This is a genomic window from Salinivibrio sp. MA607 (genome assembly GCF_001996245.1).
GTDB classification, from domain to species: Bacteria; Pseudomonadota; Gammaproteobacteria; order Enterobacterales; family Vibrionaceae; genus Salinivibrio; species Salinivibrio costicola.
The window spans coordinates 31,647-57,467 of record NZ_MUFJ01000001.1 but is presented as its reverse complement, the minus strand read 5'-3'; the positions used below and the strand labels follow the sequence as shown (position 1 = coordinate 57,467).

At 51.1% G+C, this 25,821-nt stretch carries 21 protein-coding genes and 1 pseudogene; 9 read left to right on the top strand and 13 right to left on the bottom strand.

Annotated elements, in window-relative coordinates; translation table 11 throughout:
* The first annotated feature begins 189 nt into the window (after positions 1-189).
* The 3 genes from BZG81_RS00285 to BZG81_RS00275 all read left to right on the top strand — a co-directional run bounded on the left by BZG81_RS00285 (position 190) and on the right by BZG81_RS00275 (position 3,871).
* The gene (locus BZG81_RS00285; protein ID WP_077676497.1) at positions 190-1,788 is read left to right on the top strand and encodes an AbgT family transporter; all 1,599 of its coding nucleotides are present in this window, start codon (positions 190-192) and stop codon (positions 1,786-1,788) included.
* A gap of 121 nt (positions 1,789-1,909) precedes the next feature.
* On the top strand, positions 1,910-2,932 hold the full coding sequence (locus BZG81_RS00280) for an alpha/beta fold hydrolase (RefSeq protein WP_077576388.1): 1,023 nt from the start codon (positions 1,910-1,912) through the stop codon (positions 2,930-2,932).
* A gap of 135 nt (positions 2,933-3,067) precedes the next feature.
* A complete protein-coding gene (locus tag BZG81_RS00275; RefSeq protein WP_077461872.1) occupies positions 3,068-3,871 on the top strand; it encodes a Cof-type HAD-IIB family hydrolase in 804 nt (267 codons plus the stop codon).
* A 41-nt stretch (positions 3,872-3,912) separates the two neighbouring features.
* On the opposite strand, the gene BZG81_RS00270 is transcribed toward BZG81_RS00275, so the two are convergent.
* Entirely contained in the window at positions 3,913-4,368 is a 456-nt protein-coding gene (locus BZG81_RS00270; protein WP_077676496.1) for an EVE domain-containing protein, read from the bottom strand.
* Between the two features lie 93 nt (positions 4,369-4,461).
* Between BZG81_RS00270 and BZG81_RS00265 the strand changes: the two genes are divergently transcribed.
* Complete coding sequence (locus BZG81_RS00265; protein ID WP_077676495.1) at positions 4,462-5,493, top strand: hypothetical protein; 1,032 nt, start codon at positions 4,462-4,464, stop codon at positions 5,491-5,493.
* A gap of 58 nt (positions 5,494-5,551) precedes the next feature.
* Positions 5,552-6,262, top strand: a complete 711-nt coding sequence (locus tag BZG81_RS00260) for a tRNA-uridine aminocarboxypropyltransferase (RefSeq protein ID WP_158011816.1) — start codon at positions 5,552-5,554, stop codon at positions 6,260-6,262.
* A gap of 56 nt (positions 6,263-6,318) precedes the next feature.
* On the opposite strand, the gene BZG81_RS00255 is transcribed toward BZG81_RS00260, so the two are convergent.
* The 6 genes from BZG81_RS00255 to ftnA form a co-directional block, all read right to left on the bottom strand.
* The gene (locus tag BZG81_RS00255; RefSeq protein ID WP_077676493.1) at positions 6,319-8,199 is read right to left on the bottom strand and encodes a methyl-accepting chemotaxis protein; all 1,881 of its coding nucleotides are present in this window, start codon (positions 8,197-8,199) and stop codon (positions 6,319-6,321) included.
* 344 nt (positions 8,200-8,543) lie between these two features.
* Positions 8,544-9,875 carry an ATP-binding protein gene (locus BZG81_RS00250; protein WP_077676492.1) on the bottom strand — a complete coding sequence of 444 codons (1,332 nt, stop codon included), beginning with the start codon at positions 9,873-9,875 and terminating at the stop codon, positions 8,544-8,546.
* A 132-nt stretch (positions 9,876-10,007) separates the two neighbouring features.
* A complete protein-coding gene (locus tag BZG81_RS00245; RefSeq protein ID WP_077676491.1) occupies positions 10,008-11,192 on the bottom strand; it encodes an NAD(P)/FAD-dependent oxidoreductase in 1,185 nt (394 codons plus the stop codon).
* Positions 11,193-11,268: 76 nt separating this feature from the next.
* Positions 11,269-12,390, bottom strand: a complete 1,122-nt coding sequence (locus BZG81_RS00240) for a mechanosensitive ion channel family protein (RefSeq protein ID WP_108743351.1) — start codon at positions 12,388-12,390, stop codon at positions 11,269-11,271.
* A 100-nt stretch (positions 12,391-12,490) separates the two neighbouring features.
* On the bottom strand, positions 12,491-12,838 hold the full coding sequence (locus BZG81_RS00235) for a universal stress protein UspB (RefSeq protein ID WP_021022219.1): 348 nt from the start codon (positions 12,836-12,838) through the stop codon (positions 12,491-12,493).
* 53 nt (positions 12,839-12,891) lie between these two features.
* On the bottom strand, positions 12,892-13,422 hold the full coding sequence (ftnA, locus tag BZG81_RS00230; protein ID WP_021022218.1) for a non-heme ferritin: 531 nt from the start codon (positions 13,420-13,422) through the stop codon (positions 12,892-12,894).
* 221 nt (positions 13,423-13,643) lie between these two features.
* On the opposite strand from ftnA, the gene BZG81_RS00225 reads away from it, so the two are divergent.
* Both BZG81_RS00225 and BZG81_RS00220 read left to right on the top strand, forming a co-directional pair.
* Positions 13,644-14,069, top strand: a complete 426-nt coding sequence (locus BZG81_RS00225; RefSeq protein WP_021022217.1) for a universal stress protein — start codon at positions 13,644-13,646, stop codon at positions 14,067-14,069.
* A gap of 143 nt (positions 14,070-14,212) precedes the next feature.
* The gene (locus BZG81_RS00220; RefSeq protein WP_077676490.1) at positions 14,213-15,103 is read left to right on the top strand and encodes a carboxylate/amino acid/amine transporter; all 891 of its coding nucleotides are present in this window, start codon (positions 14,213-14,215) and stop codon (positions 15,101-15,103) included.
* Between the two features lie 61 nt (positions 15,104-15,164).
* On the opposite strand, the gene fre is transcribed toward BZG81_RS00220, so the two are convergent.
* The 5 genes and pseudogenes from fre to trxA all read right to left on the bottom strand — a co-directional run bounded on the left by fre (position 15,165) and on the right by trxA (position 20,470).
* Positions 15,165-15,881, bottom strand: coding sequence for an NAD(P)H-flavin reductase (gene fre, locus BZG81_RS00215; RefSeq protein WP_021022215.1), 717 nt, complete (start codon positions 15,879-15,881; stop codon positions 15,165-15,167).
* Positions 15,882-16,042: 161 nt separating this feature from the next.
* Positions 16,043-17,464 (bottom strand): annotated as a pseudogene (gene ubiD, locus BZG81_RS00210) (4-hydroxy-3-polyprenylbenzoate decarboxylase); the annotation flags it as partial.
* 74 nt (positions 17,465-17,538) lie between these two features.
* Positions 17,539-18,558: a hypothetical protein gene (locus tag BZG81_RS00205; protein ID WP_131826340.1), complete on the bottom strand. Its 1,020-nt coding sequence runs from the start codon at positions 18,556-18,558 to the stop codon at positions 17,539-17,541.
* 136 nt (positions 18,559-18,694) lie between these two features.
* Positions 18,695-19,960, bottom strand: coding sequence for a transcription termination factor Rho (gene rho, locus BZG81_RS00200; protein WP_021022212.1), 1,266 nt, complete (start codon positions 19,958-19,960; stop codon positions 18,695-18,697).
* Positions 19,961-20,143: 183 nt separating this feature from the next.
* Positions 20,144-20,470, bottom strand: a complete 327-nt coding sequence (gene trxA / locus BZG81_RS00195) for a thioredoxin TrxA (protein WP_021022211.1) — start codon at positions 20,468-20,470, stop codon at positions 20,144-20,146.
* A gap of 112 nt (positions 20,471-20,582) precedes the next feature.
* On the opposite strand from trxA, the gene rhlB reads away from it, so the two are divergent.
* Together rhlB and gppA are read left to right on the top strand one after the other, a co-directional pair.
* A complete protein-coding gene (rhlB, locus tag BZG81_RS00190; protein ID WP_077669685.1) occupies positions 20,583-21,890 on the top strand; it encodes an ATP-dependent RNA helicase RhlB in 1,308 nt (435 codons plus the stop codon).
* Positions 21,891-21,919: 29 nt separating this feature from the next.
* Positions 21,920-23,452: a guanosine-5'-triphosphate,3'-diphosphate diphosphatase gene (gppA, locus tag BZG81_RS00185; protein ID WP_077669684.1), complete on the top strand. Its 1,533-nt coding sequence runs from the start codon at positions 21,920-21,922 to the stop codon at positions 23,450-23,452.
* A 73-nt stretch (positions 23,453-23,525) separates the two neighbouring features.
* Here the strand turns inward: gppA and prlC are convergent, their stop codons facing one another.
* On the bottom strand, positions 23,526-25,568 hold the full coding sequence (prlC, locus tag BZG81_RS00180; protein WP_077669683.1) for an oligopeptidase A: 2,043 nt from the start codon (positions 25,566-25,568) through the stop codon (positions 23,526-23,528).
* Between the last annotated feature and the right edge of the window lie 253 nt (positions 25,569-25,821).

Below are 25,821 nucleotides of genomic sequence, written 5' to 3'. Positions count from 1 at the left end.
GTCAAAAGACGCTCATTCACGACAACTTACAGTCAAGTATGTCAATTTTTATGCCGAAAACTAGCACACAGATCGGCTTATTACGTTAAAAGTTAGTATTTAATGTTGATATTTGGTTTAAAAAACAATTAACATCCGGCCTTCTTTCCCATTGACGGGAAGTGCAGCACTAACATGGAGACGAATGACATGCACTCAAACACCTCCGAGCAACGGGGCGGCCCACATAAACGCACGCTGTTTACGCGTTTTCTCGATACCGTCGAGTGGCTCGGCAACTTATTACCCCATCCTGTGACCTTATTCGCAATTTTCTGCGTCGCTATTCTGCTGGCATCGGGTGTCGCCGGTTACTTTGATGTTTCAGTGGCGGATCCGCGTCCAGAAGGCGCAAGCGGGCGTGCCGCCGATGGCATGATCTACGTGCAAAGCCTGCTTAATGCCGAAGGTTTGCAAATGATCGTCACCAATTTGGTGAAAAACTTTACTGGCTTTGCGCCATTAGGCACCGTATTGGTTGCTATGTTGGGTGTCGCAGTAGCCGAGCATTCTGGCTTACTCTCAGCATCAATGCGCGGTTTAGTGATGGGCGCCTCTCGCCGTACCGTCACCTTTACCATTGTCTTTGCAGGTATTATCTCTAACACCGCCTCAGAGCTCGGTTATGTGGTCTTAATTCCGCTCGCGGCGATGATCTTTCACTCGTTAGGCCGCCACCCACTTGCCGGCTTGGCAGCAGCATTTGCCGGGGTGTCGGGCGGCTATTCAGCTAACTTATTGCTGGGTACCGTCGACCCATTGCTCTCCGGGATCACCGAATCTGCTGCACAAATGATTGATCCCGAGTACACCGTGGGCCCAGAGATGAACTGGTACTTTATGTTTGTCTCCACCTTCTTTATTGCCTTTGTCGGCGCTTGGATAACCGATAAGATTGTTGAGCCTAAGCTTGGACCTTATGACCAAAGCCAAGCGTCTGAAGACATTTCTGCGGCCTCGGCCAGTAAGCTTAATGATGACGAAAAACGCGGCCTGCGTAATGCGGGGATTGCGGTGCTGATTGTCAGTGGTATTTTAGCGCTCACCATTGTCCCAGAGTGGGGAGCACTGCGTCATCCCGAGACCGGTGACGTGGCGGGATCTCCGTTCTTGAAAGGGATTGTCGCCTTTATCATGGTGTTCTTCGCGGTACCGGGTATCGTGTTTGGTCGTACGGTTGGTACCATCAACAACGATCGTGATGTGATTGACTCGATGTCGAAATCGATGAGTGCGATGGGGATGTACATCGTACTGGTGTTCTTCGCCGCTCAGTTTGTCGCCTTCTTTAAGTGGACCAACTTCGGCCAAGTGATTGCCGTCGGCGGCGCAGACTTTCTGCAAACCATTGGTTTAACCGGCCCTGCGTTATTCTTTGCCTTTATTTTAATGTGCGGTCTAATCAACCTATCGGTGGGATCTGCATCGGCACAATGGGCGATTACCGCACCGATTTTTGTGCCGATGTTAATGTTGGTGGGGTATGCACCAGAGACCATCCAGTCCGCTTATCGTATCGGTGACTCGGTCACCAATATCATTACTCCGATAATGAGTTACTTTGGGCTGATTTTGGCGGTAGCTTGCCGCTATGTGAAAAACCTGGGGATTGGTACCTTAATAGCCACCATGCTGCCTTACTCGATGATCTTTATGGTCGGGTGGAGCATCTTGTTCTATGTGTGGGTTTTTGTTCTCGGTTTGCCGGTCGGCCCGGGCGCAGAGACGTATTACAACTTTAACCAATAATCGTCTTTTATTCTTTACCAGGCAAGCCGATCACGCTTGCCTTTTTTCCCTCTTAAGTGGGATTTTCATCCTTCCTCGAAGACGGTTATAGTAACGCTATCTCAATGATGGTAGCCAACAAATGACAACTCTTGCCGACAGTCAGGACCAACCGGCTTGCGACGCTCACTCTCTTGCCCGCGAGGCACAACTGAGTGAGACGTTTAAACACAATATTACGCCCTTTTGGCAGCAACGTGAGCATGGATTTTTCCATGGAGAAAGTGGCTTGCGTCTGCATTGGTGTAGCTTTACGCACCCACAACACACGCGTGCAGTCGTGGTGGTAAATGGCCGTATTGAAAGCGTAATGAAGTACCAAGAGATCTTTTATGACCTCTTTCAAATGGGCTATGACGTTTACAGCTTTGATCATCGCGGCCAAGGTTTATCAGAGCGTTTAGTCATTAAACCGCGCGATTTGGGACATGTTGAACGTTTTGACGATTATGTCACCGATCTCGCGACCTTCATGCAAACCATTCGGGCCCATCGTCATTATGATCAGACCTTCATGCTAGGTCACTCGATGGGGGGCGCCGTTGCCACACTCTATGCGCATCAGTATCCGAACGCGCTCGCAGGATTAGCCATGACCGCGCCCATGTTTGGCGTACAAGTGAGTCCCTGGCTCGGCCGTATCGCGCCTTGGCTTTGTCGCTCGATGGCACGCTATCAACACCCACCGCGTTTTGGGCCGGGGCAAGTGGGCTATCGTCATGTGCCGTTTGAGCAAAACCGCCTGACTCACTCGCGAGCACGCTATGCCTGGTTTCGCCAGCTATATATCAACCAACCCCAGTTACAAATCGGTGGACCGAGCGCGCGCTGGATTGCCGAAGGCATGGCCGCAGGCGAACAATGCTTAGCGGTCGCATCACAATTAACGACGCCAACATTTATCTGCCAAGCTGGTGGCGAGCAAATCGTCTCTAATCCGGCCATGTCGCAATTTCATTTTTTACGCCAACAGGCCAATCAACCCAGCCAATGGCAGTTTTTTGCGGGGGCACGGCATGAGATCCTGTTTGAAACCGACACCCATCGTATTGCCGCTTTATCCGCAATACGCGACTTTTTTGATCGCCAATGCGAGGATCGCTAATGCAAGCTGTCGGCTCATCCATGGGGTCACTAAAAGCGGAAATCAAACAGTGATAGTGTTCCCTTTTTAACCGCTACGAGTTGCAGTAGACTCAAAGGATACTGTGATTGTGATCGCCAAACTAATGAGGACATGATGTACAAACTTGTCGCTTCTGATCTCGACGGTACCTTGCTGACGCCTGAGCATCGTATCGCCCCCTATACCAAGCAAGTGCTGGAGCACCTTCATCAGCAAGGTATTCACTTTGTGTTTGCGACAGGTCGCCATCATGTCGACGTTGCTAGCATTCGTGAAACGGTTGGTATTCCAGCTTACATGATCACCTCGAACGGCGCCCGTGTGCACGACAGTGATAACCAGTTGGTTTACCAGCATAATGTTGACCCTGCTATCGTCGCGAGTCTGATTCAAGACGTCAAAGATGATGCAACTGTCACCATTCACTTATACCGTGATGATGAATGGCTACTGAGTAAAATGGACGAAGAACTCGCCCGTTACCATCAAGACTCAGGGTTCCAGGCCCGTGAATTTGACGTCGATAATCCCCCGGTTGATAACGTGGCCAAGATTTTCTTTATCCGCCATGATCATGACTACCTACTGCAGTATGAGCATCAATTTATTGAGCAGTATGGGGATCAAGTCAGCATTGCTTTCTCTACCCCTTTCTGTCTCGAAGTCATGGGGAGTGGGGTGTCAAAAGGCGCAGCCTTAGAGGCCGTCGCCCGCCGCCACCAGCTCAATCTCAGTGACTGTATTGCGTTTGGCGATGGCATGAATGATGTCGAAATGCTGAATGCCGCCGGCCAAGGGCTGGTGATGGCAACGGCACAAGCACGGGTAAAAGCGACTCTTTCAGACAAGGCAATCATTGGCAGCCATGCCGACGAAGCCGTCGCTCGCTATTTAAAAGCCCATTTATTGGATCAGTGACAGCTTCATTGGGCTTACTTTTGGCGCCAGCCTCGCTGTGGTTACTCCCCCACCATGGCGAGGATGGCCTGCCATTGCGTATCCGTCACCGGCATCACACTTAGACGGTTGCCTTTTTTCACCAAGGGCATCTCAGCCAGGGCCGGATTACCTTTTATCTCAGCCAAGGTAATTAACGGTAAATGACGCTGATAGGCCACATCCACCATAAACCACCTCGGTATCTGTGGCGTCGATTTCGGATCAAAATAGCCGCTTTCTGGCTCAAACTGGGTATGATCGGGATAACACGCACGCACCACGGTCGCCATGCCGACTACCCCAACGTGCTTGCAGGATGAGTGATAAATCAACACCTGATCACCGACCGTCACCTCATCACGCAGCATATTTCGTGCTTGATAATTGCGCACCCCTTCCCAGCATGAAACCTTTTGCTGCTTTAAGGTGTCTATGGAAAACGTATCTGGCTCGGTTTTAAATAACCAATAACGCATGCTAGCTTGCTCTTCATCCAATCCTAACGGCAATCTTGCCCGCCAGCTTGAATCGGCGCAAGTCTGTCTATCGCTTATCACAAGGAGTTTATCGTGCCATCCACTCGTCATCTGTTCGTGATTACCGCTGTGAGTGTGCTCAGTTTGGTGGGATGCAGCCAATCTTCTGGCCCTATAGAGCTTGGGCACCGTAGCGATGTCGTTGCCTCGGGACTCAGTCAGTCGCCAATTCCTTTTATGCAAAGCGGTCGTATCGCTGTGAGTCCCGAAACAGCCAGTTTTATCCCCTGCGGCAGCCAACAACAGTACTGGCTCGATTTAACCAGCGAACAGCGCGCGGCACTTGACCAGCATGAGGCATCGGTTTATGCCGAATTTGAAGGCTTTTTCACCCCTGTCTCTCGCCGAGGTTTTAGTGCCGATTACCCCGCCGCCGTCACCGTTTCGCGCTTAAACATGCTGACAAGTGAGCTAAAAGGTTGTGCTCAACCGCGTAATACTGTGCTGGCCGAAGGCAGTGATCCCCAACTTTGGTCCGCCGCGGTAGGAAAAGGACATGTAGCGTGGGAAAGTGACAATGATACCCAAGAGGTTCCCCTATCCGACTATCAGTTGGACGATGAACAGGCGCAGTTTAGCAGTAAAGAGGCCGTTCTCACTCTCACCCTCAACGGCTGCCAACAAAGCGAACACACCCTTTATGGCTGGCAGGCTCGTTTAAAAACAGCCCAAAATACCTTCCAAGGCTGCGCGGTTTTGCCTTCAGCCGATACCAGCCAGCATTGGACGGGCCAGTATCAAGGGATTAGCCAACACTCGGGCCAACCAACACTGACCACCCAACTGACGTTACTGCCTGACCACAGCGCCATCACCATCTATCACCCGCAAGGGGAAGCCGTGACTAAAGAAACCGGGGTTTGGCAGCCGGTCGCTAACAATAAGGTACAAGTGCTAACCACTCGCAGTGGCGAACAAATGGTAGTGTCTGAGCGTATTTATCAACGCAACGGCTTGTCCTTGACCGCAACCGAAGAGACATTTAATGGCAATACGTATCCTTTGGGCCCTGAAGGGTTAACACTTAAGCGTCAGGTCGATGGCGCGGACAGCAGACAACAATGACCTGGTATTCGTGGCTTGGCTTGCGCACAATAGCGCGCTATTAACCAAGGAGACAATCATGGCCCGTTCGCCCTGCCGCCAATGCGGTTTTACCTATCACTGCATCTGTCACTGCTATTGGCCGCTTGAAAGCCAATTGCAATGCGTGCTGGTGATGCACGAAAACGAAGCGGCGCGCCAATCCAACACCGGCAAACTGGTTAAAGCGGCGCTGCCCCACACTCAGATAGAGATTTGGCAACGCAAACAACCACCGCAAGCCTTGCTCGACAGCTGGGCGCGCGGTGATGTGTCACCTTGGTTGTTGTTTCCCAGTGATGATGCCGTCCCCGCAGATAGACTCTTCGCTGACCCGGCTCGGTCTGTCTCTTGCGAGAATAGGTTAGTCTCTTGCGCGGATAGGTCAGTCTCTTGCGCGGAGACGTTAGCCGCCACGAATGCGCCTCGCGCGCCGTTACAATTTGTGGTGCTGGATGCGACTTGGCAGCAGGCGCGAAAAATACTCAATAAAAGCCCATGGCTCAATCGTCTGCCGCGGGTCAGTTTGCCGTCGACAGCCGCCTCGCAATATACGCTCAGGCGCAACCAACCCGAGGGGCATTTGTGTACCAGTGAAGCGGTAAGTGCATTACTACGAAGCCGAGGCGACGTGGATGCCGCCACGCAGCTGGACTATTTTCTTGCCCACTTTATCGAGAGCTACGAGGCCGACCGCCATCATCAAACCGAGCCTCTCCCCGCCGCCAAGGTGCTGACGCCAAAAGAATGAAAAAAGAACGCCGAGCACAGCGCGCTGCCATGCTCGGCGTTTAAGCGGTTTATAGGTTACAGCTTAAAGCGGCTGATCTCTTGCTCGAGGCTATGAGAAAGCTCGGATAACGTCGCAGCTTGACGCGCGGCTTCATCCGCTTCAGTCGATAACTCATTGGACACATCGCGAATGCCCTCTGAGTTGCGGGTGATCTCCGACGTCACGCTCGACTGCTCTTCCGCCGCCGAGGCAATTTGGGTGGCCATATCGCTAATTTGGCTCACCGCCGCAACAATTTGGCTCAGGCTTTCATGCGCAACGCTCGCCTCATCGACACTGGCATGTGCCCGTTGTTGGCTATTTTGCATCATAGTCACCGCTTTACCGGTCGCTTGCTGCAAGGTATCAATCATTTGCTGGATTTCGGTAGTCGAGGCATGGGTGCGTTGACTCAAAATACGCACCTCATCGGCCACCACCGCAAAGCCTCGGCCTTGCTCGCCCGCACGCGCCGCTTCGATCGCGGCATTCAACGCCAACAAGTTCGTTTGTTCGGCCACACTCTGAATGGTCGATAAGATACTCGTGATGCTGTGCGCGTGTTGATCCAACTCACCAATCACACCGGTGGCCGCCTCGACGTCATGGGCCAACTCGGTGATAGCGTGTTTGCTTTTCTCTACCTGCTGGCCACCATCGTTGGCGACGCTTTCGGTCTCTTGGGCAGTGCGTGCGGTGTTATCGGCATTGCCGGCAATATCTTGGGTCGCCGAGGCCATTTCATGGATAGCGGTCGCCACCATATTGATTTCATCTTGCTGATGACCAATACGGGTGGAACGCTCTTCCGCTTGCGCCGCGGTCAGCTCGGCTTGTTGCTTGAGCGAGCCAGACAGCTGGCGCAAATGCGACACCATGGTGTGCATGTTGCCGACAAAGCGGTTGAAGTTATTGGCCAGTTTACCAATTTCATCATTGCTGTGTGGCTCAAGGCGCTGGGTTAAGTCCCCTTCACCGGAAGCAATTTCTTCTAGCGCGGCGGACACATTGAGCAAGTCACGGAACAACACGTGCATCAACCACGTCACGGCACCGGCCACCAACAAGGTGATAACGAGGGCTGTCAGTATAAGATCGAACAAGGCATCACCCTGGCTGGCGTATTCGGTGCGCTTATCCAGTTCAATCGCCAGCACCCAATCAGTGTGAGGAACCGACGCAAAATAAAACAGTTTATCAACGCCATCGACAGGCAATTCCACCAGCGATTGCTGTGCCAACGCCTGACGCACGCGGTTTTCATTCAGCTCAGGAGACAGGCTACGATACGGCTTTAGCAAGCGTGCTTTGTCTTTGTGGGCGAGAAAAGTGCCGTCAGCGCCTAGCAGCATCGCGTTCGCATTTTTGCCCACTTTCAATTGGGTCACATCGCGGATCAACTGGTCAATCAACACATCTGCGCCCACTACACCGATCAATTCGCCATTGCGACGTACTGGCTCGGCCAAAGTCACCAACATCGCACCGGTAATCGCATCACTGTAAGCGGTGGTAATCATCGGGCTACCTGCACTCACGGCTTGCTTGTACCACGGGCGAAGACGCGGGTCATAATCATCGCGGTTGCGCTCTGGGCGCGAGCGATACATGGCACCTTTTGGGGTACCAAAGTAGATATCGTCAAACCCACCGGCCTCGCGCGCTTGCTGTAAATAGCTCACACGATGGCTACTGCTGGTGTAATCGATAAAGGCACTGGTGATATCAGCACGGATTTGCACCCAACCGCTGATCGATTCAGTCGCCGCATCGGCGATACCACTGACGCGGCTATAGATGCTCGACTGGGTTTGGGCTTGAATCTGGCTTACCGCAAGCCAGGTGAGAAAGGCGGCCATCAGCAATACAGCAGATAAGCATGCCCCAATTAATTTTTGTTTTAGTGATAACTGCATGGGAACGGCTCTCAAAGCAACGACAGGTTAATTCCAAACTCCCCGATAACCGAGGTAGCAATAGTGAACAGCCGTCACCCCGTCCCTAGGGTACCGCGAGCCCATCCAGTGCATCGCGGGTTCACAGCGCCGGATAGTTTTTATCCGACATGGCAAGCGCGCGCTAATGTAACAGCGCGCAAGAAAGATTGCCATTTTTTAGACAAAAAACAGTCAACTAGAGAATATTTAGAATAAAGATCACATAAACCAATTATCGCTTATGATACGCAGTTTGTTGCAAACAACACAAAAGCAAGCATCTGAGGATTGGGGATTCCTCGCAAGACCGACAGAAACGCGGCCTATTGGCGGACCTCAATAATAACTCGGCTATCTGCATATGAATCAATCAGCGCACCTATCTTTTTCGTATTCTCTGAGTCGAGAAACGCATCCCATTCATCCAGAATCAAGTGACCCGAGCTATTTTCCAGTAACCACTGAATACTCTTGGCGGAGTACATACCATCAGACAGTATTGCTGAATCATCCCAAGGCCACAGTAAGCGCTTAGACGGGTTGAAGTAGAGATAATCATTTTTGGCGCAGAGGTGCCTTAAGAAAGAAGTTTTTCCAGATCCGTTTTCTCCAACAACGCGAAAACGGCCCTCCTGCGCTTGAGCAAGGTTCACGGTATCAACGCTCTCGTTATCTTTAAGGATCGCGATATTCCATTGTGGCTGGTAAAGCGGCTTATTTTTCGAAAAACACGTCATCACCGACAGCTGGCCTTTGATAGACGGAAAAGAGATTAACAAGCTAACAATATCCGACGCAGAATTTAAAAGATGATAAATGCGTGTGAGGTTAACAATCGACGCCACCTTTACCTCCATCGGGACACTGCTAGACGTAAAAATGAACAGTAATACACAGGAAGTTGGCGCAAGCGCGAGCAAGGAAGAAACCAACAATGCCTTATACCTAAACACAGCCTCTTTGATTCTCAGCCCTAAGTATTTCGCTTTCCCTTCCTCGAACCGCGTTTGATAAGCCAATGCATTCACCGACGAACCAAAATGTACATTGTCATGGATAGTCGATAACGTTGACGTCAGTGATGAACCCGCTTTATGGGTGGTGACGGCGTTATGTTCTAGATGCGAGGAAATGAGTTTATTGAACCCCAAGATAAGCAGCACACTGATCATAACGCTGACAAAAAAACGCCAATCAATAAAAGCGGTGATCATTAGCAGACTCAGGAAGAAGTTGAGCCCAGACGACATCCCCCAAAAGGCATAGCCAATAAAGTCAGAAATCGCACTCTTTCCCTGAGAAACGTACACGCCCAGCGTATGGTCGACTGTGCGACTGTCAGTGCAAGATTGATAGCGTTTAGTCGCGGATTGCCAAAATCGACTCAGTGATTCACACAACCACTTTTCTTTATACACATCAGAAAAGTAGCCGATTATATAGGGAAGAATCATCGCGACAATGTAGAGGAATACCCAGAGCTTCAATGCTTCATAATGTTGATTAATTTCAAGAATATAGCCTGAAACCATCACAGAGGCGAAAATAGAAAAAGCAATCGATGACTGGTGAAGCAGCACAAATAGAAACGTATAGAGCGTGTTTTTATTCGATACACCACGGCATATCTCTCTCACGCTTAGAAAAGAAATCACTCACCACTCCTTGGCTCTACTTAAGGAAAAACGGGGAGTCTTCATCCTTTATCCACCCCGCAGCAGATTCTCTACGTGATTAGCGATTAAGCAATAAATTCAGTAAGATAATGTGCATCCAAGCATGTTTTTTTATACATTCTGCCCGGCTACCCAGCCGGAGCTCCAAGCCCATTGGAAGTTATAGCCGCCGAGCCAGCCGGTGACATCAAGCACTTCACCGATAAAATACAGGCCGGGAATATCTCGCGCTTCAAGGGTTTTCGAGGAAATTGCGTGGGTATCCACCCCACCAAGCGTCACTTCTGCGGTGCGGTAACCTTCAGTGCCATTTGGGGCAATGGACCACTGGTGAAAGTAGTAATGAAGCTGATCGAGCTGCTTGTCATCGAGCTGCTTGAGCGGTTTATCCGGCAAGCTATCGCGCGCAATCAAGACCTCGACCAAGCGTTTGGGGAATAGGCGAGACAGTGAGGTTTTTAAGGTTTGGTTGGGGTGCTTATCACGCATCGCCACCAGCACGTCTTTTAGCGACTCACTGGGGAGTAAATCGATGGTGACCGCTTCGCCCGGCTGCCAAAACGAGGAGGTTTGCAACACCGCCGGTCCCGATAAGCCACGGTGGGTAAAGAGCAGGTTCTCGCTAAAGCAAACGCCAGACTCGGTGGTGATCGAACATGGCACCGACACCCCGGAAATATCGGCAAAGCGCGTTTTGTCCTCTTGGTGCAAGGTATACGGCACCAAGGCGGCGCGAGTGGGCAGCACTTTTAGACCAAATTGCTCGGCAAGCTGGTAACCAAAGGGGGTGGCACCAAGCTTGGGCATGGAAAGGCCGCCCGTGGCGACTACCAAAGACTGGCAGCGTACCGGCTCACCATTGAGTTTGAGGCGAAAGCCAGCTTCTTCTTGCTCGATATCATGCACTTCACAGCGATAGCGTTGATTGATGGTGGCTTGGTCGCATTCGGCCAAAAGTAGGTTAACGATATCTTTGGCGCTGTCATCACAAAACAACTGGCCATGGTCACGCTCGTGATAGGCCACGCCATGGGTCGCCACCAGGCCAATAAAGTCCCATTGGCTGTATTGCGCCAATGCGGATTTGACGAAGTGCGGGTTCTCACACAGGAAATTATTGGCGGTGACGTCATAGTTGGTGAAATTGCAGCGCCCGCCGCCCGAGATCAGGATCTTGCGACCCGGCTTTTTGGCATGGTCCACCACCAAAACGCGGCGGCCACGTTGGCCGGCTTGTGCCGCACACATCAATCCGGCGGCACCGGCACCAATCACAATTACATCATACTCAGTCACACGCTTACCTGTTTATTCTCTGCTCACCCTGTGGGAGCGGCATTGTAGCAGCCCGCACGTGAGCGGCAAGCGCGATTTAACGCGCCTGTGCATCTGGCGGTGGCCTCATAGCAGCAGCACCTTGCTCTAGCATATTCGGATCCATATGCAGCGTGCGGGTAGGAAGAGCAATATCCGCACCATGCTGATGAATAATTTCAATCACTTTTAATAACACGTCTTGTTTTACCTGATGGTAACGCTGCCAGTTGACCGTTTTGGTGAAGGTGTAAATAAAGAAATCAAGTGAATGCGGGCCAAAACTGTTGAAGTTCACAATCAAGGTTTGCCGCGTTTCAATATCTGCATGCGCTTCTAACATCGCATACACATCATCAATTACCGTACTGATTTTATCGGCGTCTTGATAACGCAGCCCAATGGTTTCGTAAATCCGACGGTTCAGCATCCGCGAGGGGTTTTCCACCACTACGTTACTGAATACCGAGTTGGGCACGTATAAAGGGCGCAAATCAAAGGTGCGCACTACCGTCATGCGAATACCAATTTTTTCCACCGTGCCCTCAATGTTGCGATCGGGGGAGCGCACCCAGTCGCCCACTTTAAATGGCCGATCAAAGTAGATCATCACCCCACCGAAGAAGTTGGAGAGCAAATCTTTGGCGGCAAGACCGACAATTAAGCCCCCCACACCACCAACCGTGAGTAACCCGGAGACACTGACACCCAGGCTTTGTAGCAGCGTAATCACGCCAATGCAGACGGCGAGTGCGCGTAAGACGTTACCAATGGCGTTAATCGTGGTGTGATCACGGCGCCCTTCGTCAAATAACAGCTGCTCACCACTGTTGACCACTCGGAGCAAAAACCAGATCAATAAGAACACGACCAGCAGCTCTCTGATCACACTCACCCAGCTTAAATTCAAGTGACCTGCGGTATTATCAAGAAAAATTTCTAGCGCATGAAACGCAGGCCAGCCCCAGATTAAGAGGGAAAATGGCGTATCAATCGCGGGCCACAACACATCATCCCAACGTGTTTGCGTGCGCTCTGCCAGTGCCTTTAAGCGCCCCATCAACACACGCCATATCGCCCAGACGACGGCTCCAAGCCCCATCAAAATGACAATATCTGAGATCCAGTCCCACGCGGCGGCTTGATAGAGTGACTGCCACCATTGGATTAGGCTTTGCATGCTTCCCTCACGATTACGGTGTCTAGGCGTTTATGCTTGTCAGACTAACAAAAAAAATGCTGACCAAGGTCAGCATTTTGTCTAAAGGATGGTTATCCGTTTACCAGCCCGCAAAAGCGACAAGAAAAAAGGTCGCGAGTAAGGCACCGGACAGGGCAACATTAAGCGTGAACAAATGACGCACCTTATTGCATTTACCCACAAATGCCGCATCGTGATGATGAAGGTACTCTTGGCTGCGAATATATTGGTATAAACGTTTTTGTCGCGAGATATCGCCTTGGGGCGATAAAGTGAAGAAGTTGCTCTCACGACGACAGATTTGCTGGTAAAGCAACGGGTTGGCATCACGTAACATCACCACCAATGCCCGCAATGACGATACATAGCGTGCGATATTTATCACTGTCACTGTGAACACAGCCACAATTAGGATATCACCGTTCATAATCCTCTCCCTTCACTACACTGGATGGCGCTTCAGAGGGAGAGGTTACGTAATTACTGCCCCGCTGAGCTGTCCATCACTGACGTTGATTCTTCAACTGCCATGGATGCCAAGTCTTTGTCGATAAAGAACAGAGCCTTGCCATCTTCGCCGACTAACTCGATCTTATCGAGTACGCCTTTAAACAACTTCTCTTCTTCGTGTTGCTCCGCGACATACCACTGCAAGAAGTTAAAGGTAGAGTAGTCTTGCGTGGTAAACGCGGCATGCGCCAAGCTGTTAATTTTTTCCGTGATTAAGCGCTCATGCTGATACGTTTCGCGAAACACCTCACCTAACGAGGAAAATTCGTGACGCGGTGCATCAATCGACCCCAAGATAGGCATGGCCCCTGTCTCACTCACATACGTAAACAGGCGCTGCATATGCTGCATTTCTTCCTGTGCGTGCTTATGTAAGAATTTTGCCGCGCCTTCGAAACCCTGATCCTCACACCAAGCGCTCATTTGTAAGTATAGGTTTGATGAGAAAAACTCCAAATTGATCTGCTCATTGAGCCTGTCAACCATGGCAGGTGCTAGCATATAAAACGTCCTCTTTATTGGGGGTTAGCTGCCATTCTGACCAGCAGCACGTCGGTTTTCAAGCGGATTACGCCGGTAATGTCCAGCGTGACCGATTCTTATATCGAATTTATGACCCGCCTCATTGTCGAATTCTTAATCGGAATGCGATCACAGTGACGGATTTTGCCTCTCAAGCTGGTTAAACTGCGTTTATAACCTCGCATAAAAAGGATAACTCTATGTCATACAAGCATATTTTGGTTGCGGTTGATTTGTCAGATGACAGTGAAAGACTGTTGAAAAAAGCTGACGCACTTGCCTTCGCCTTGGGCGCACAACTGTCGTTGGTTCATATTGACGTCAATTATGCCGAGCTCTATACCGGACTGATTGATATTAACTTAGTCGAATCACGTAACCGAGTGATTGAAGAAGCCCAGCAAAAACTCAATCAACTGGCCAGCGACGCACAAAGCACGGTCACACACACCTTGGTCAGTAGCGGTGATTTAGCGGAAGAGATCACCGAGTCGATTCAAAACATGGGGATTGATTTGGTGGTCGTCGGCCATCATCAAGATTTCTGGAGCTCGTTGTTGTCGTCAACTAAACAACTGCTGAATAAAACGCCCGTTGATCTTTTGATGGTGCCCATCCGCGACTAAACCCTCTTCGCTAACCACTCTCGACAGAAGGCGGGTCATTCTGCCTTCTGCGCTTTTAACCATACGCTGACTGGGAACCGATTGCGTCCTAGAAGCGAAACGGTACACTGCCCTTTTACTCTCTTTATCGAAGGAACCGAGTTATGGGGTATCTTAGCGGCGTGACACTGCTGTGGGCCTTTTCGTTTAGCCTAATTGGCGTGTATCTAGCCGGCCAAGTCGACAGCTACTTTTCTGTATTGATGCGTATCGTGCTGGCAGGATTGGTGTTTTTACCTTTCTTACGTCCTCGCCAAGTGCGCCCCGCGTTTGCCGCCAAATTGATGTTAGTCGGCGCGTTTCAGCTTGGCATCATGTACTGTTTCTTCTATCAGTCCTTCTTATTCTTATCGGTACCAGAAGTGCTGTTGTTTACCGTTTTTACTCCGCTTTATGTCACCTTAATTTACGATGCGTTGAAAAGGCAGTTCAGCGCTTGGTACCTGCTCACCGCGGCCATCGCGGTGCTTGGCGCCGTAGTGATCCGCTATGCCACTGTCAATCCGGACTTTCTGGTTGGTTTTTTAGTGGTACAAGGTGCAAATTTGTGCTTTGCGATTGGCCAGGTCGGTTACAAATACTTGATTGAGAAAGAGCAAACTCAGCTGCCTCAGCATGCGGTATTCGGTTGGTTTTATCTTGGCGCCTTAGTGGTGGGCGTGCTGGCTTTCGCCTTGCTCGGAAACAGTGACAATCTGCCTTCTACGCCAACCCAGTGGGGAGTGTTGATTTATCTAGGCACTATCGCGTCAGGGCTGGGCTATTTCTTTTGGAATAAGGGTGCAACCCTGGTCAATGCTGGGGCGCTCGCAGTGATGAACAACGCGCTGATCCCAGCCGGCATTGTGGTGAACGTACTGATTTGGAACCGCGACGCGGATCTTCTGCCGTTACTCAGCGGCGGGGTACTGATTTTAGCCGCGCTGTGGTTTAACCAAACCTGGGTCAAGCGCCGCGTCGACGCCCAACGGAATGCCGACCCAAAGCCTCAGTAACCCGAACGTAAAACAGGCAGGGAAACCCCTGCCTGTTTATTTACCCGAGAGCCAACCCTGATCAGATAAAGGCAAACGCGTCTGAGTAGAGATGATCACGACTCACGCCGCGCTCTTTGCAGAACATATCACGTGCCACGCCTGCCATTTCAAAGCGCCCGGCAATATAGATATCGTAAGCGCCGAGGCTAACAAAATCTTCCATCACCGCTTCTAATACATTCCCTACTTTGCCTCGCCATTCGCCTTCCGCCTGTTCAACCACAGGCATAAAGGTAATATTGCGATGCGATTCAGACAGTGCTTGCAGCTCGTCATGCGCGTAAAGCTGGCACGGGTTGCGTGCCCCCCAATAAATAAAGATCGGAGACTGTATTCCTTGATTAATACAGTGATCGACCATGCTGCGAACATACGAAAAACCGGTCCCGCCGGCAATCAACAGCAAGGGACGCTCACTCTCACGCAACCAGGCATCGCCGGCCGGTTCGGTGATTTCAAAGCTCGCTTCACCGCTTTCTAGCACGGCTTTGGCTTTTTCAACCACTTCCAGCGCGAACGGATTTTCATCGGCGGCGCCCACATGGAGCTCGAGCTCACCGCCGTCTTGGCGACATGGACTACTCGCCAGTGAAAACGGGCGTTTATCTTTTTCGCCCATTACCGCCATCACATATTGCCCAGGGTGATAGCTCACCGCCTGCTGAGGCTTTAGGACAATGCGGTAAGTGTGACACGCCAGCGACTCAACGGCGGTCACTTCACATAGTATCGACATTCTGTTCCTCTGTTCGTTTTGCTACAGCCGTTGAGGTTATGAGAGGCGGTATCACTGCCGCCTCAGGCTGTGTTTTTATCATTAACGGTGAATGCTAGCGCATACCAACCGGATTAGTCTAAGATCCCTAATTCGTCCCATATCGCATCGACACGTGCGACCACATCCGGGTCTTTCGCGATCGGTGTGCCCCACTCGCGAGCGGTTTCTCCTTGCCATTTATTGGTGGCATCGAGCCCCATTTTCGAGCCAACGCCAACCACTGGCGACGCAAAGTCGAGCGAATCTATCGGTGTATTTTCCACCATCACGGTGTCGCGCGCGGGATCCATGCGAGTGGTGATTGCCCAAATAACATCATTCCAGTCACGCGCATTCACATCGTCGTCACACACTATCACAAACTTGGTGTACATAAACTGGCGCAAGAAAGACCACACGCCCATCATCACGCGTTTCGCATGCCCTGGGTATTGTTTTTTCATAGTGACCACCGCCATCCGGTACGAGCAACCCTCCGGAGGCAAATAAAAGTCGACAATTTCCGGGAACTGCTTTTGCAAAATGGGCACAAACACTTCGTTCAGGGCCACACCCAGTACGGCAGGCTCGTCCGGTGGCCGCCCCGTGTAGGTGCTGTGATAAATCGGCTTTTTGCGCATGGTCAGATGCGTCACAGTGAATACATGGTGACGCTCTACTTCGTTGTAATAGCCAGTATGATCGCCATAAGGCCCTTCGTCAGCATATTCGTTCGGATCGATATACCCTTCCATCACAATCTCGGCACTCGCCGGCACATCCAAATCGTTACTGATGCTCTTTGCCACCTCGGTTTTACTGCCGCGCAACAGCCCTGCAAAGGCATATTCAGACAGGGTATCGGGCACGGGGGTGACGGCGCCGAGAATGGTGGCCGGATCCGCGCCATAAGCAACGCTGATAGGAAAAGGTTCACCCGGATGGGTTTGCATCCAGTCATGCAAATCAAGTGCGCCACCGCGGTGTGCGAGCCAACGCATAATCACTTTGTTTTTGCCGATTTTTTGCTGGCGATAAATACCAAGATTCTGGCGCTTTTTATTCGGCCCGCGCGTAATGGTCAGCCCCCACGTCAGCAATGGCGCCACATCGCCCGGCCAGCAGCGCATCACTGGGATTTTATCCAAATCAACGTCATCGCCGCTAAGCACAACTTCTTGGCAACGCGGACGACGGACTGTCTTGGCGGGCATATTTAACACCTGACGAAACACAGGCAGCTTGTCGAGCGCATCGCGAAACCCTTTAGGGGGCTCAGGCTCTTTTAAGTAGGCCAGCAGTTTGCCGACTTCACGTAGCTCAAGCACATCGTGTCGGCCCATACCGAGCGCCACACGCTTAGGGGTGCCAAACAGATTCGCTAATACCGGCATGTCATACCCGATGGGATTTTCAAACAGAAGGGCCGGCCCGCCCGCTCTTAGGGTGCGGTCGCATATCTCAGTGATCTCTTGGTCAGGATCCACTGGCTGCGTAATGCGTTTAAGCTCACCTTGGGCCTCAAGGTAATCAATAAAATCGCGCAGATCGGAAAGTTTCATATCAGGCTCAATGAGTTAATGGACGCCTCTATGATACCAAGTAAACCGGTATCCGGATCGGTAAAGGGTCGACATTAGCGCGACGACAACGCAGATGCAATGTGCTGGCGGCCAAGGGGGCCAAGCTCGTCACCTAATCCACTTAACCACTCATCTTTTCCAGCTTCGACCAATAATTGTGCCACCTGCTGCCCTTGGCGTAATGATAACTGAGACATCAAAAAGTCAGCGACTGGCGCGGGTAATGGAGAAAGATTCGCCAGTTGTCGAATCGCGGGGCCACGCAGCGATGGGTTATCTGCGGCGGCCATCATTTGTTGCAACGCAAACCCATCATTAGCTCGTTGACGCAAAGCATGCAGTGCATTGAGGCTGTATTGATCGGTACCGCGCCGCCAAAGACGATCATACAGTGCCGGCCGGTCCGTCGCTTGTGCAATTGCAGCCAAAATCGCGTTATCTGGTAGCCACATTAAGGTGGGATCAGTGAGGTATTGTTCGACCAAATAGGCTAAGCCATCGCTGTCATACTCATCAATCATCGCGACCAATGCATCACGGCGTTGTCGATAACCCGGCTGAGATGGCTTAATCCAGTCAGCAATCACCAATTGGCGATAACTGAGTAACATGCCTAACTCTTGGGTCAGTTGTTGCTCCCGATAACGGTTTAACTGTTGGCGTGCTGCTGCCGCGTAATGGAAGGCAGGGGTCGTGACCCAATAACCGTCTTGCTGGTGACGTAACAAAAAATGGGGTTGTTGCTGACTCAATTCAGCCAGATAACGTCGCCAATGATCGTTGTTCAGTGGCAAGGGTGAAGAGAGTAAACGGTAGAGTGTCGCTTCACGTGTGAGCGGCGGAAGCTGACGAATATGCGCTTTGAGCGCAGCGACATCGTCTTTCGCGAGCAGAGTAGACATGGTACGCATGGCTTTAGCCGTGTTCGCGTTATCTAGCACCTGTTCAATAAAGGTTTGGGTGACGATCTGACCATCCGCGGCTGGCGCATTAGCCGCCAAGGCCGCCGGGCTCGACAAGCTCATGATCCCAAGCCCTATAGCCAACAGTGTCGTACAGTAACGTCTTGCCATCCGTTGCAATCCTATGCCCAGTGTCACGCGTTCGGCGCCACCTTTCCTTGGTCACGTCTATTGTGCGAGCTGGGCCTTGGGTGAGCAATAAAAAAGCACTGCGAATGCGCAGTGCTTAACACTATTGCGTTAGCCGTTACGAGTTTTGCCGCCGCATGGCATCAAAGAACTCATTATTGGTTTTGGACATCGCCAATTTACCAATCAAGAACTCCATCCCTTCAAACTCGCCCATTGGATGCATGATCTTTCTTAAAATCCACATCTTTTGCAGTTCATCGGGTTTGGTAAGTAGCTCTTCACGGCGGGTGCCTGAGCGGGTGAAGTCAATGGCAGGGAAAACACGTTTTTCCGCAATCTTACGCGAAAGGTGCAGTTCCATGTTACCTGTCCCTTTAAATTCTTCGTAGATCACTTCATCCATCTTCGATCCCGTATCCACCAGCGCGGTAGCAATGATAGTCAGGCTCCCGCCTTCTTCCACATTACGCGCCGCACCAAAGAAACGCTTAGGACGATGGAGAGCATTGGCATCCACACCACCGGTCAATACTTTGCCCGATGATGGCACAACCGTGTTGTAAGCGCGGGCTAAACGCGTGATCGAATCCAACAAGATCACCACGTCTTTTTTATGTTCAACCAGACGTTTTGCCTTCTCAATCACCATTTCGGCAACTTGCACGTGTCGGTTAGCTGGCTCATCAAAGGTCGAGGCAACCACTTCCCCTTTAACCAGACGCTGCATCTCGGTCACTTCTTCCGGACGCTCGTCAATCAAAAGCACCATCAGTTCGCAATCAGGGTGGTTAAACGCAATGCTTTGAGCAATGTTTTGCAACAACATGGTTTTACCCGCTTTCGGCGGTGCCACAATCAAACCACGTTGGCCTTTACCGATAGGCGAAGCCAAGTCGAGGACACGGGCGGTGATGTCTTCGGTAGAGCCGTTACCGCGCTCCATCACCATCCGCTCGCTCGCGTGTAATGGGGTTAAGTTTTCGAAAAGGATTTTACTGCGGGCATTGTCGGGTTTGTCGCTGTTAACTTGGTTAACTTTTAGTAGCGCGAAGTAGCGCTCGCCGTCTTTCGGCGGCCGAATTTTACCCGCGATGGTATCGCCTGTGCGCAGGTTAAAGCGCCGAATTTGGCTGGGCGAGACATAAATATCATCAGGGCCGGCCAAATACGAGCTGTCTGCGCTGCGCAAGAAGCCAAACCCGTCTTGAAGAATTTCCAGCGCGCCATTGCCAAAAATATCTTCACCGCTTTTTGCGTGCTGTTTGAGGATCGAAAAAATAATGTCCTGCTTACGCAAGCGAGCCAGGTTTTCAAGTCCCATGCTTTCGCCAAGCGCAACCAGCGTCGAGACGGGTTGAGTCTTCAGTTCGGTAAGATTCATAGTGGTGAGTGTCTTGTTTGTCAAAGTTGAGGTCTGAAATTAGTTAGCGTGTCGAGACCAGTGGCATGTTCGAGAGATGAACAGAAGTACAAATTCCGTGCAATAAGGTAGCACCTAAATGGGGTATCGTCTAGTTGACAGAAAAACAACCGCCGCTGTGAGGCAGCGACGGTTACTTTAACATTACAGGTTAGCGTCAAGAAACTCTTTCAGTTGAGTTTTTGACACAGCACCAACTTTAGTTGCTGCCACGCTGCCATCTTTAAAGAGTAGCAGTGTTGGGATACCACGGATGCCGAACTTAGGCGGAGTACCTGCGTTCTGGTCAATGTTCAGTTTTCCGATGGTGACTTTACCTGCATACTCCTCGGCGATTTCGTCCAAAATCGGTGCAATCATTTTACATGGACCACACCATTCTGCCCAAAAATCAACCAAAACAGGTCCTGCAGCTTTTAGAACGTCTGCCTCAAAGCTGTCGTCGGTTAGCTGCATAATTTTGTCGCTCATCTTTTACTCCAATACATGTTTTAGTTACTGGCTAAATTGCGACCAGTAAATTATGGGACTATTTGACTGGATTCGCTTCCGTATTGCAAGCCTAAGCTGATATTCTATCCGGATGAAAATGACGCATATCACAGAGCAGAAATTTGCCGAGCTCGGCTTGCACGCCGATGTTCTTAAAGGCTTGGATGCCAAGGGGTTTACTGAATGTACTCCTATCCAGGCATTGGCATTGCCGGTCCTGCTCACCGGCCAAGACATTGCAGGGCAGGCGCAAACAGGGACAGGAAAGACCCTGGCGTTCCTCGCTGCGACGTTTCATCACCTCCTCACGACCGATGTCCCCGCATCGCGTAAACAAAATCAACCGCGTGCCATCATACTAGCTCCTACGCGTGAGTTGGCGATTCAGATCTATAACGATGCTGAACCGCTTTTGGCGAATACCTCAATCACCGCCGGTCTCGCGTATGGTGGTGAAGGTTACGATAAACAGCAACAAACGTTGGAACAAGGGGTTGATATATTAATCGGCACCTGTGGTCGTATCATCGACTTCCACAAAAAGAAAATTATCGACTTGCACAGCATTCAGGCAGTGGTGCTGGATGAAGCCGACCGTATGTTTGATTTGGGCTTTATCAAAGACATTCGCTTTTTGTTTAACCGTATGCCGGCCCCCAACCAGCGCTTAAACATGCTGTTTTCGGCGACCTTGTCCTATCGTGTACAAGAGCTGGCCTTTGAGCACATGACTAACCCTGAACACGTGGTAGTGGAGCCTGAGCAAATCACAGGACATCGGATTAAGGAAGAGCTTTTCCAGCCATCCAACAAAGAAAAAATGCCGCTGCTACAAACCCTCATTGAAGAAGAGTGGCCCGAGCGCGCCATCATCTTTGCCAATACCAAACATCGCTGCGAATCCATTTGGGCCCATTTAGCCGCCGATAATCATCGCGTAGGTCTGCTCACTGGCGACGTCCCTCAGAAAAAGCGGGTTAAAATTTTAGAGCAGTTTACTAACGGCGAACTGGACCTGCTCGTTGCCACCGATGTGGCAGCACGTGGATTACATATTCCTTTGGTTACCCACGTTTTTAACTATGACCTTCCCGATGATGCGCAAGACTATGTCCATCGCATTGGCCGTACAGGACGAGCCGGCGCCAGTGGCAGCTCAATTAGCTTTGCCTGTGAAGAGTACGCGATAAACTTACCGGCGATTGAAGAGTACATTGAGCACAGTATTCCGGTCAGCGAATTTGATCGTAACGCGCTATTGAAGGATCTGCCGCCGCCAAAGAAAATGGCTAAACGCCCGAACACACAGCGTCGTAGTAATAACAAGAGCGGTAGCAATAATAAAGGCAGCAGCAACAACCGCAACCGGCAGCGCCGCCGTCCACAAAAGTCGGCATAACAGAAAAGAAACATAGGTCAGAGCGCATCATGAGTGGTCACGGAAATACAACATCAACACCGACGCTGTACGCCGCGATTGATTTAGGCTCCAACAGCTTTCATATGCTGGTGGTGCGCCAAGTGGCCGGCAGTGTTCAAACCCTTGCCAAAATAAAGCGAAAAGTACGTCTCGCCGCTGGGATGGATAACCAACAACAGCTCAGCGATGAAGCCATGCAACGCGGCTGGGATTGTTTGGCTCTGTTCGCCGAACGCTTGCAAGACTTTAACACGGACAATATTCGCGTGGTCGCGACCGCTGCGCTGCGCCGTGCCAGTAACGCTGATGCCTTTTTAGCCAAGGCAAATACTTTACTGGGTTACCCTATCGAGATTATCTCAGGCGAAGAAGAAGCGCGCACCATCTATCAAGGGGTGGCGCACACCTCAGGTGGTCCGGGTAAACGCTTGGTCGTCGATATTGGCGGGGCCAGCACCGAGCTGATTATCGGTGAGCAGTTTGAACCGACCTTGTTACAAAGCCTTAATATGGGGTGCGTGACTTTTTTAGAAGACTACTTTGCCAATCGCATACTCAACCAAGCCGCTTTTGAGAATGCGATCGCCGGTGCGAAAGCAGAGTTGGCCCCGTTGGTAGCTCAGTATCGCGAACTGGGGTGGGACTGTTGTGTTGGCGCCAGCGGCACGGTACAAGCGCTGCAAGAAATTATGGTGACCCAAGGGATGGATGAAGTGATCACCTTGGAAAAGCTTCACCGACTGCGCGATCAAGCGATTGCCTGCGGGCAAATGGACGCACTGGATATTGAGGGGTTAACGCTCGAGCGCGCCTTGGTTTTTCCAAGTGGTCTGTCCATCTTGATTGCCATTTTTGAGTGTTTAGAGGTTACTCGCATGACCCTCGCCGGCGGGGCGCTACGTGAAGGCTTGGTGTACGAAATGATGACCGCGATGCGTCACAGTGATATTCGTGCGCGCACCATAGCTAGCATCCAATCCCGTTATCAGCTTGATGAGGACCACGGGATCAATGTGGCTGCGACCGCACTTGAATTACTTCATCAGTGTCCCGCGTCATGGATTCCAGAGCCGGAAGCCGGTAGCCTGCTCCATGCGGCAGCCTGCGTGCACGAAATTGGGTTGAGCATTGGCTTTAAACATGATGGCGACCATGCCGCATATTTAATTACTCATCTCGATTTACCTGGCTTTACCCGTGCACAAAAACAACTGGTTGCCACCTTGTTACGCTATTACCGTGAACAACTGGTATGCATTGATGGCCAACATGCCTTGTCCACCACCAGTGCCAACCGTCTCCTCCGACTACTACGCGTAGCTGTGATTTTATGCCATCGTCGCAACAGTCGCGTTCGGCCAATGATCGGACTCAATGCTGACGGCGACGCACTCACTTTAGCGTTAGATACCACACTGCTTGACGCTAGCCCACTGTTACGCGCGGAGCTAGAGCAAGAGGCGCTGCGTCAATCAAGCCTTGGACAGCCACTCGTCGTGCACGCTCAAGACGCTCACGCTCTATCGCATACACACCATTAGCAAAACAAAAGGCCCACACCTTGATGGTGTGAGCCTTTTTATCCTTGGCGCTGTCAATCAGCTCAGCGGGCAATTAAGCCGCTGCAATCCCACTATGACGCAATAACGCCTCAGGGCTTGGCTCGCGACCTCTAAAGCGAACAAACAAGTCTTTCGGTGCTTCACTGCCCCCGCGGCTAAGAATATGGTTTAAGAAGTCTTCACCGGTGTCACGGTTAAAGATCCCATCCTCTTCAAAACGCGAATAGGCATCACTCGAGAGTACTTCAGCCCATTTATAGCTGTAATAACCTGCACTATATCCGCCCGCAAAGATATGCCCAAAAGCATGCGGAAAGCGGTTCCATTCAGGCGTCGGCACCACTGAGACTTGCTCACGCACCGCATTTAGCGTTTCCATGATCCGCGGGCCCACATCCGGATCAAACTCGCTGAATAGACGGAAATCAAACAAACTAAACTCGAGCTGACGCAACATTCCCATGGCTGAGTTAAAGTTTTTCGCCGCGAGCATTTTTTCCAGCATGTCTTCAGGAAGCGCTTCTCCGGTTTGGTAATGCCCCGAAATAAAGCTCAGCGCCTCTTGCTCCCAGCACCAGTTTTCCAAAAACTGACTCGGCAACTCTACCGCATCCCAAGGCACACCATTAATGCCGGAGACATCAGCCACATCGACTTGCGTCAGCATATGATGAATGCCATGACCAAATTCGTGGAACAGGGTGACCACTTCATCATGGGTAAACAACGCCGGGTCGTCACCCACTGGCGGATTAAAGTTACAGGTTAAGTACGCCACCGGTGTTTGCAGTTCACCGTTCGCTTTGCGACGACGCACCCGGCATTCATCCATCCACGCGCCACCACGTTTATGCTCCCGCGCGTATAAGTCCAAATAGAAGCTGCCACGCAGCGTCCCTTGGCTGTCATGAATGTCATAAAAGCGCACACTTTCATGCCACGTGTCGATTCCTTTACGCTCGGTAATCGTCATACCGAACACACGTTTCATCACTTCGAACAAACCATTGAGCACTCGCGCTTCAGGGAAGTAAGGGCGGAGTGCCTCATCGGAGATGGTATAACGCGCTTGCTTGAGTTTCTCGCTGTAATACGGAATATCCCAAGGCTCAAGGGTATCGACGCCAAATTCTTGCTTGGCATACGCCTTCACTTCGGCAAACTCGCGTTCACCTTGAGGGCGGGCTTTGTCGACCAAATCATTCAAAAAGCCCATCACTTGGTCTGGTGTTTCTGCCATCTTGGTCGCCAACGACAGTTCGCTGTAGCTATTAAAGCCCAACAAACGTGCCAGTTCGTATTTTAAGCGCAACGACTCATTCATCAGCTCGGAATTATCCCACTGCCCCGCTTGCGGGCCGCGGTCAGAAGCACGCGTGGTAAAGGCTTCATACATTTGTTGACGCAGTGCACGATTATCGCAATACATCATCACAGGCAGGTACGAGGGGACATCCAGGGTAAATAAATAGCCTTGCTGCGATTTTGCCTCTGCTTGCGCTTTCGCCGCCTGGCGCGCGGACTCAGGCAAGCCTGCGAGTTCACTCTCGTCAGAAATCAACTTGGTCCATCCCATGGTCGCATCAAGTATATTATTGCTAAATGAAGAGGAAAGCTCAGACAAACGCTTTTGAATGTCACCAAATCGGTGCTGCTGATCCACCGGCAAGGCAATGCCCGAGAGTTCAAAATCTTGCAGCGCATCGGTGATGGCTTTTTGCTGAGCAATCTCTAGGGTCTCGAATTCGGCGCTCTCTTTTATCGCTTTGTATGCTTGATACAAACCTTTGTGCTGCCCGCGCCATGTTGAATACTCAGATAATAACGATAAGCAGCTTTCATAGGCTTCACGCAATGGCTGGCTATTGACCACCGCATTCATATGGCTGACCGGTGACCAGATCCGGCCTAGCCGATCTTCGGCCTCAGTCACCGGTACGCAAACAGTGGTCCAGTTAGCTTGGTCAGTGCCAGCAGCGGCATCGACAGCTTGGCGACAGTCAGCAATAGCGGCTTCCACTGCCGGCTTAACATGCTCAGGCTTAATCGCCGAAAACGGAGGTAAATCCTCAAATTGAAGTAGCGGGTTGGACATAATGCCTTCCTTTTTGCTACCAGACGCTCACTCTATGAGGCCTGGAATATGAATGACAACTTGTATATGCCGTCTCGAGGCGGACTTTTCAATCCTTTGGACTCAAGCAAGTTGTATTGCGAGCGTTACAAAATGATTCTGAGACTGCTGCCTCACTGACGGTTTGGTATGCTAATACTCAGAAGGTCAGAGTGGGTGGCTTTACAAGCGCCACCAAACAGGACAAGCTGACCTCGACATAAAAGCCAGTGGC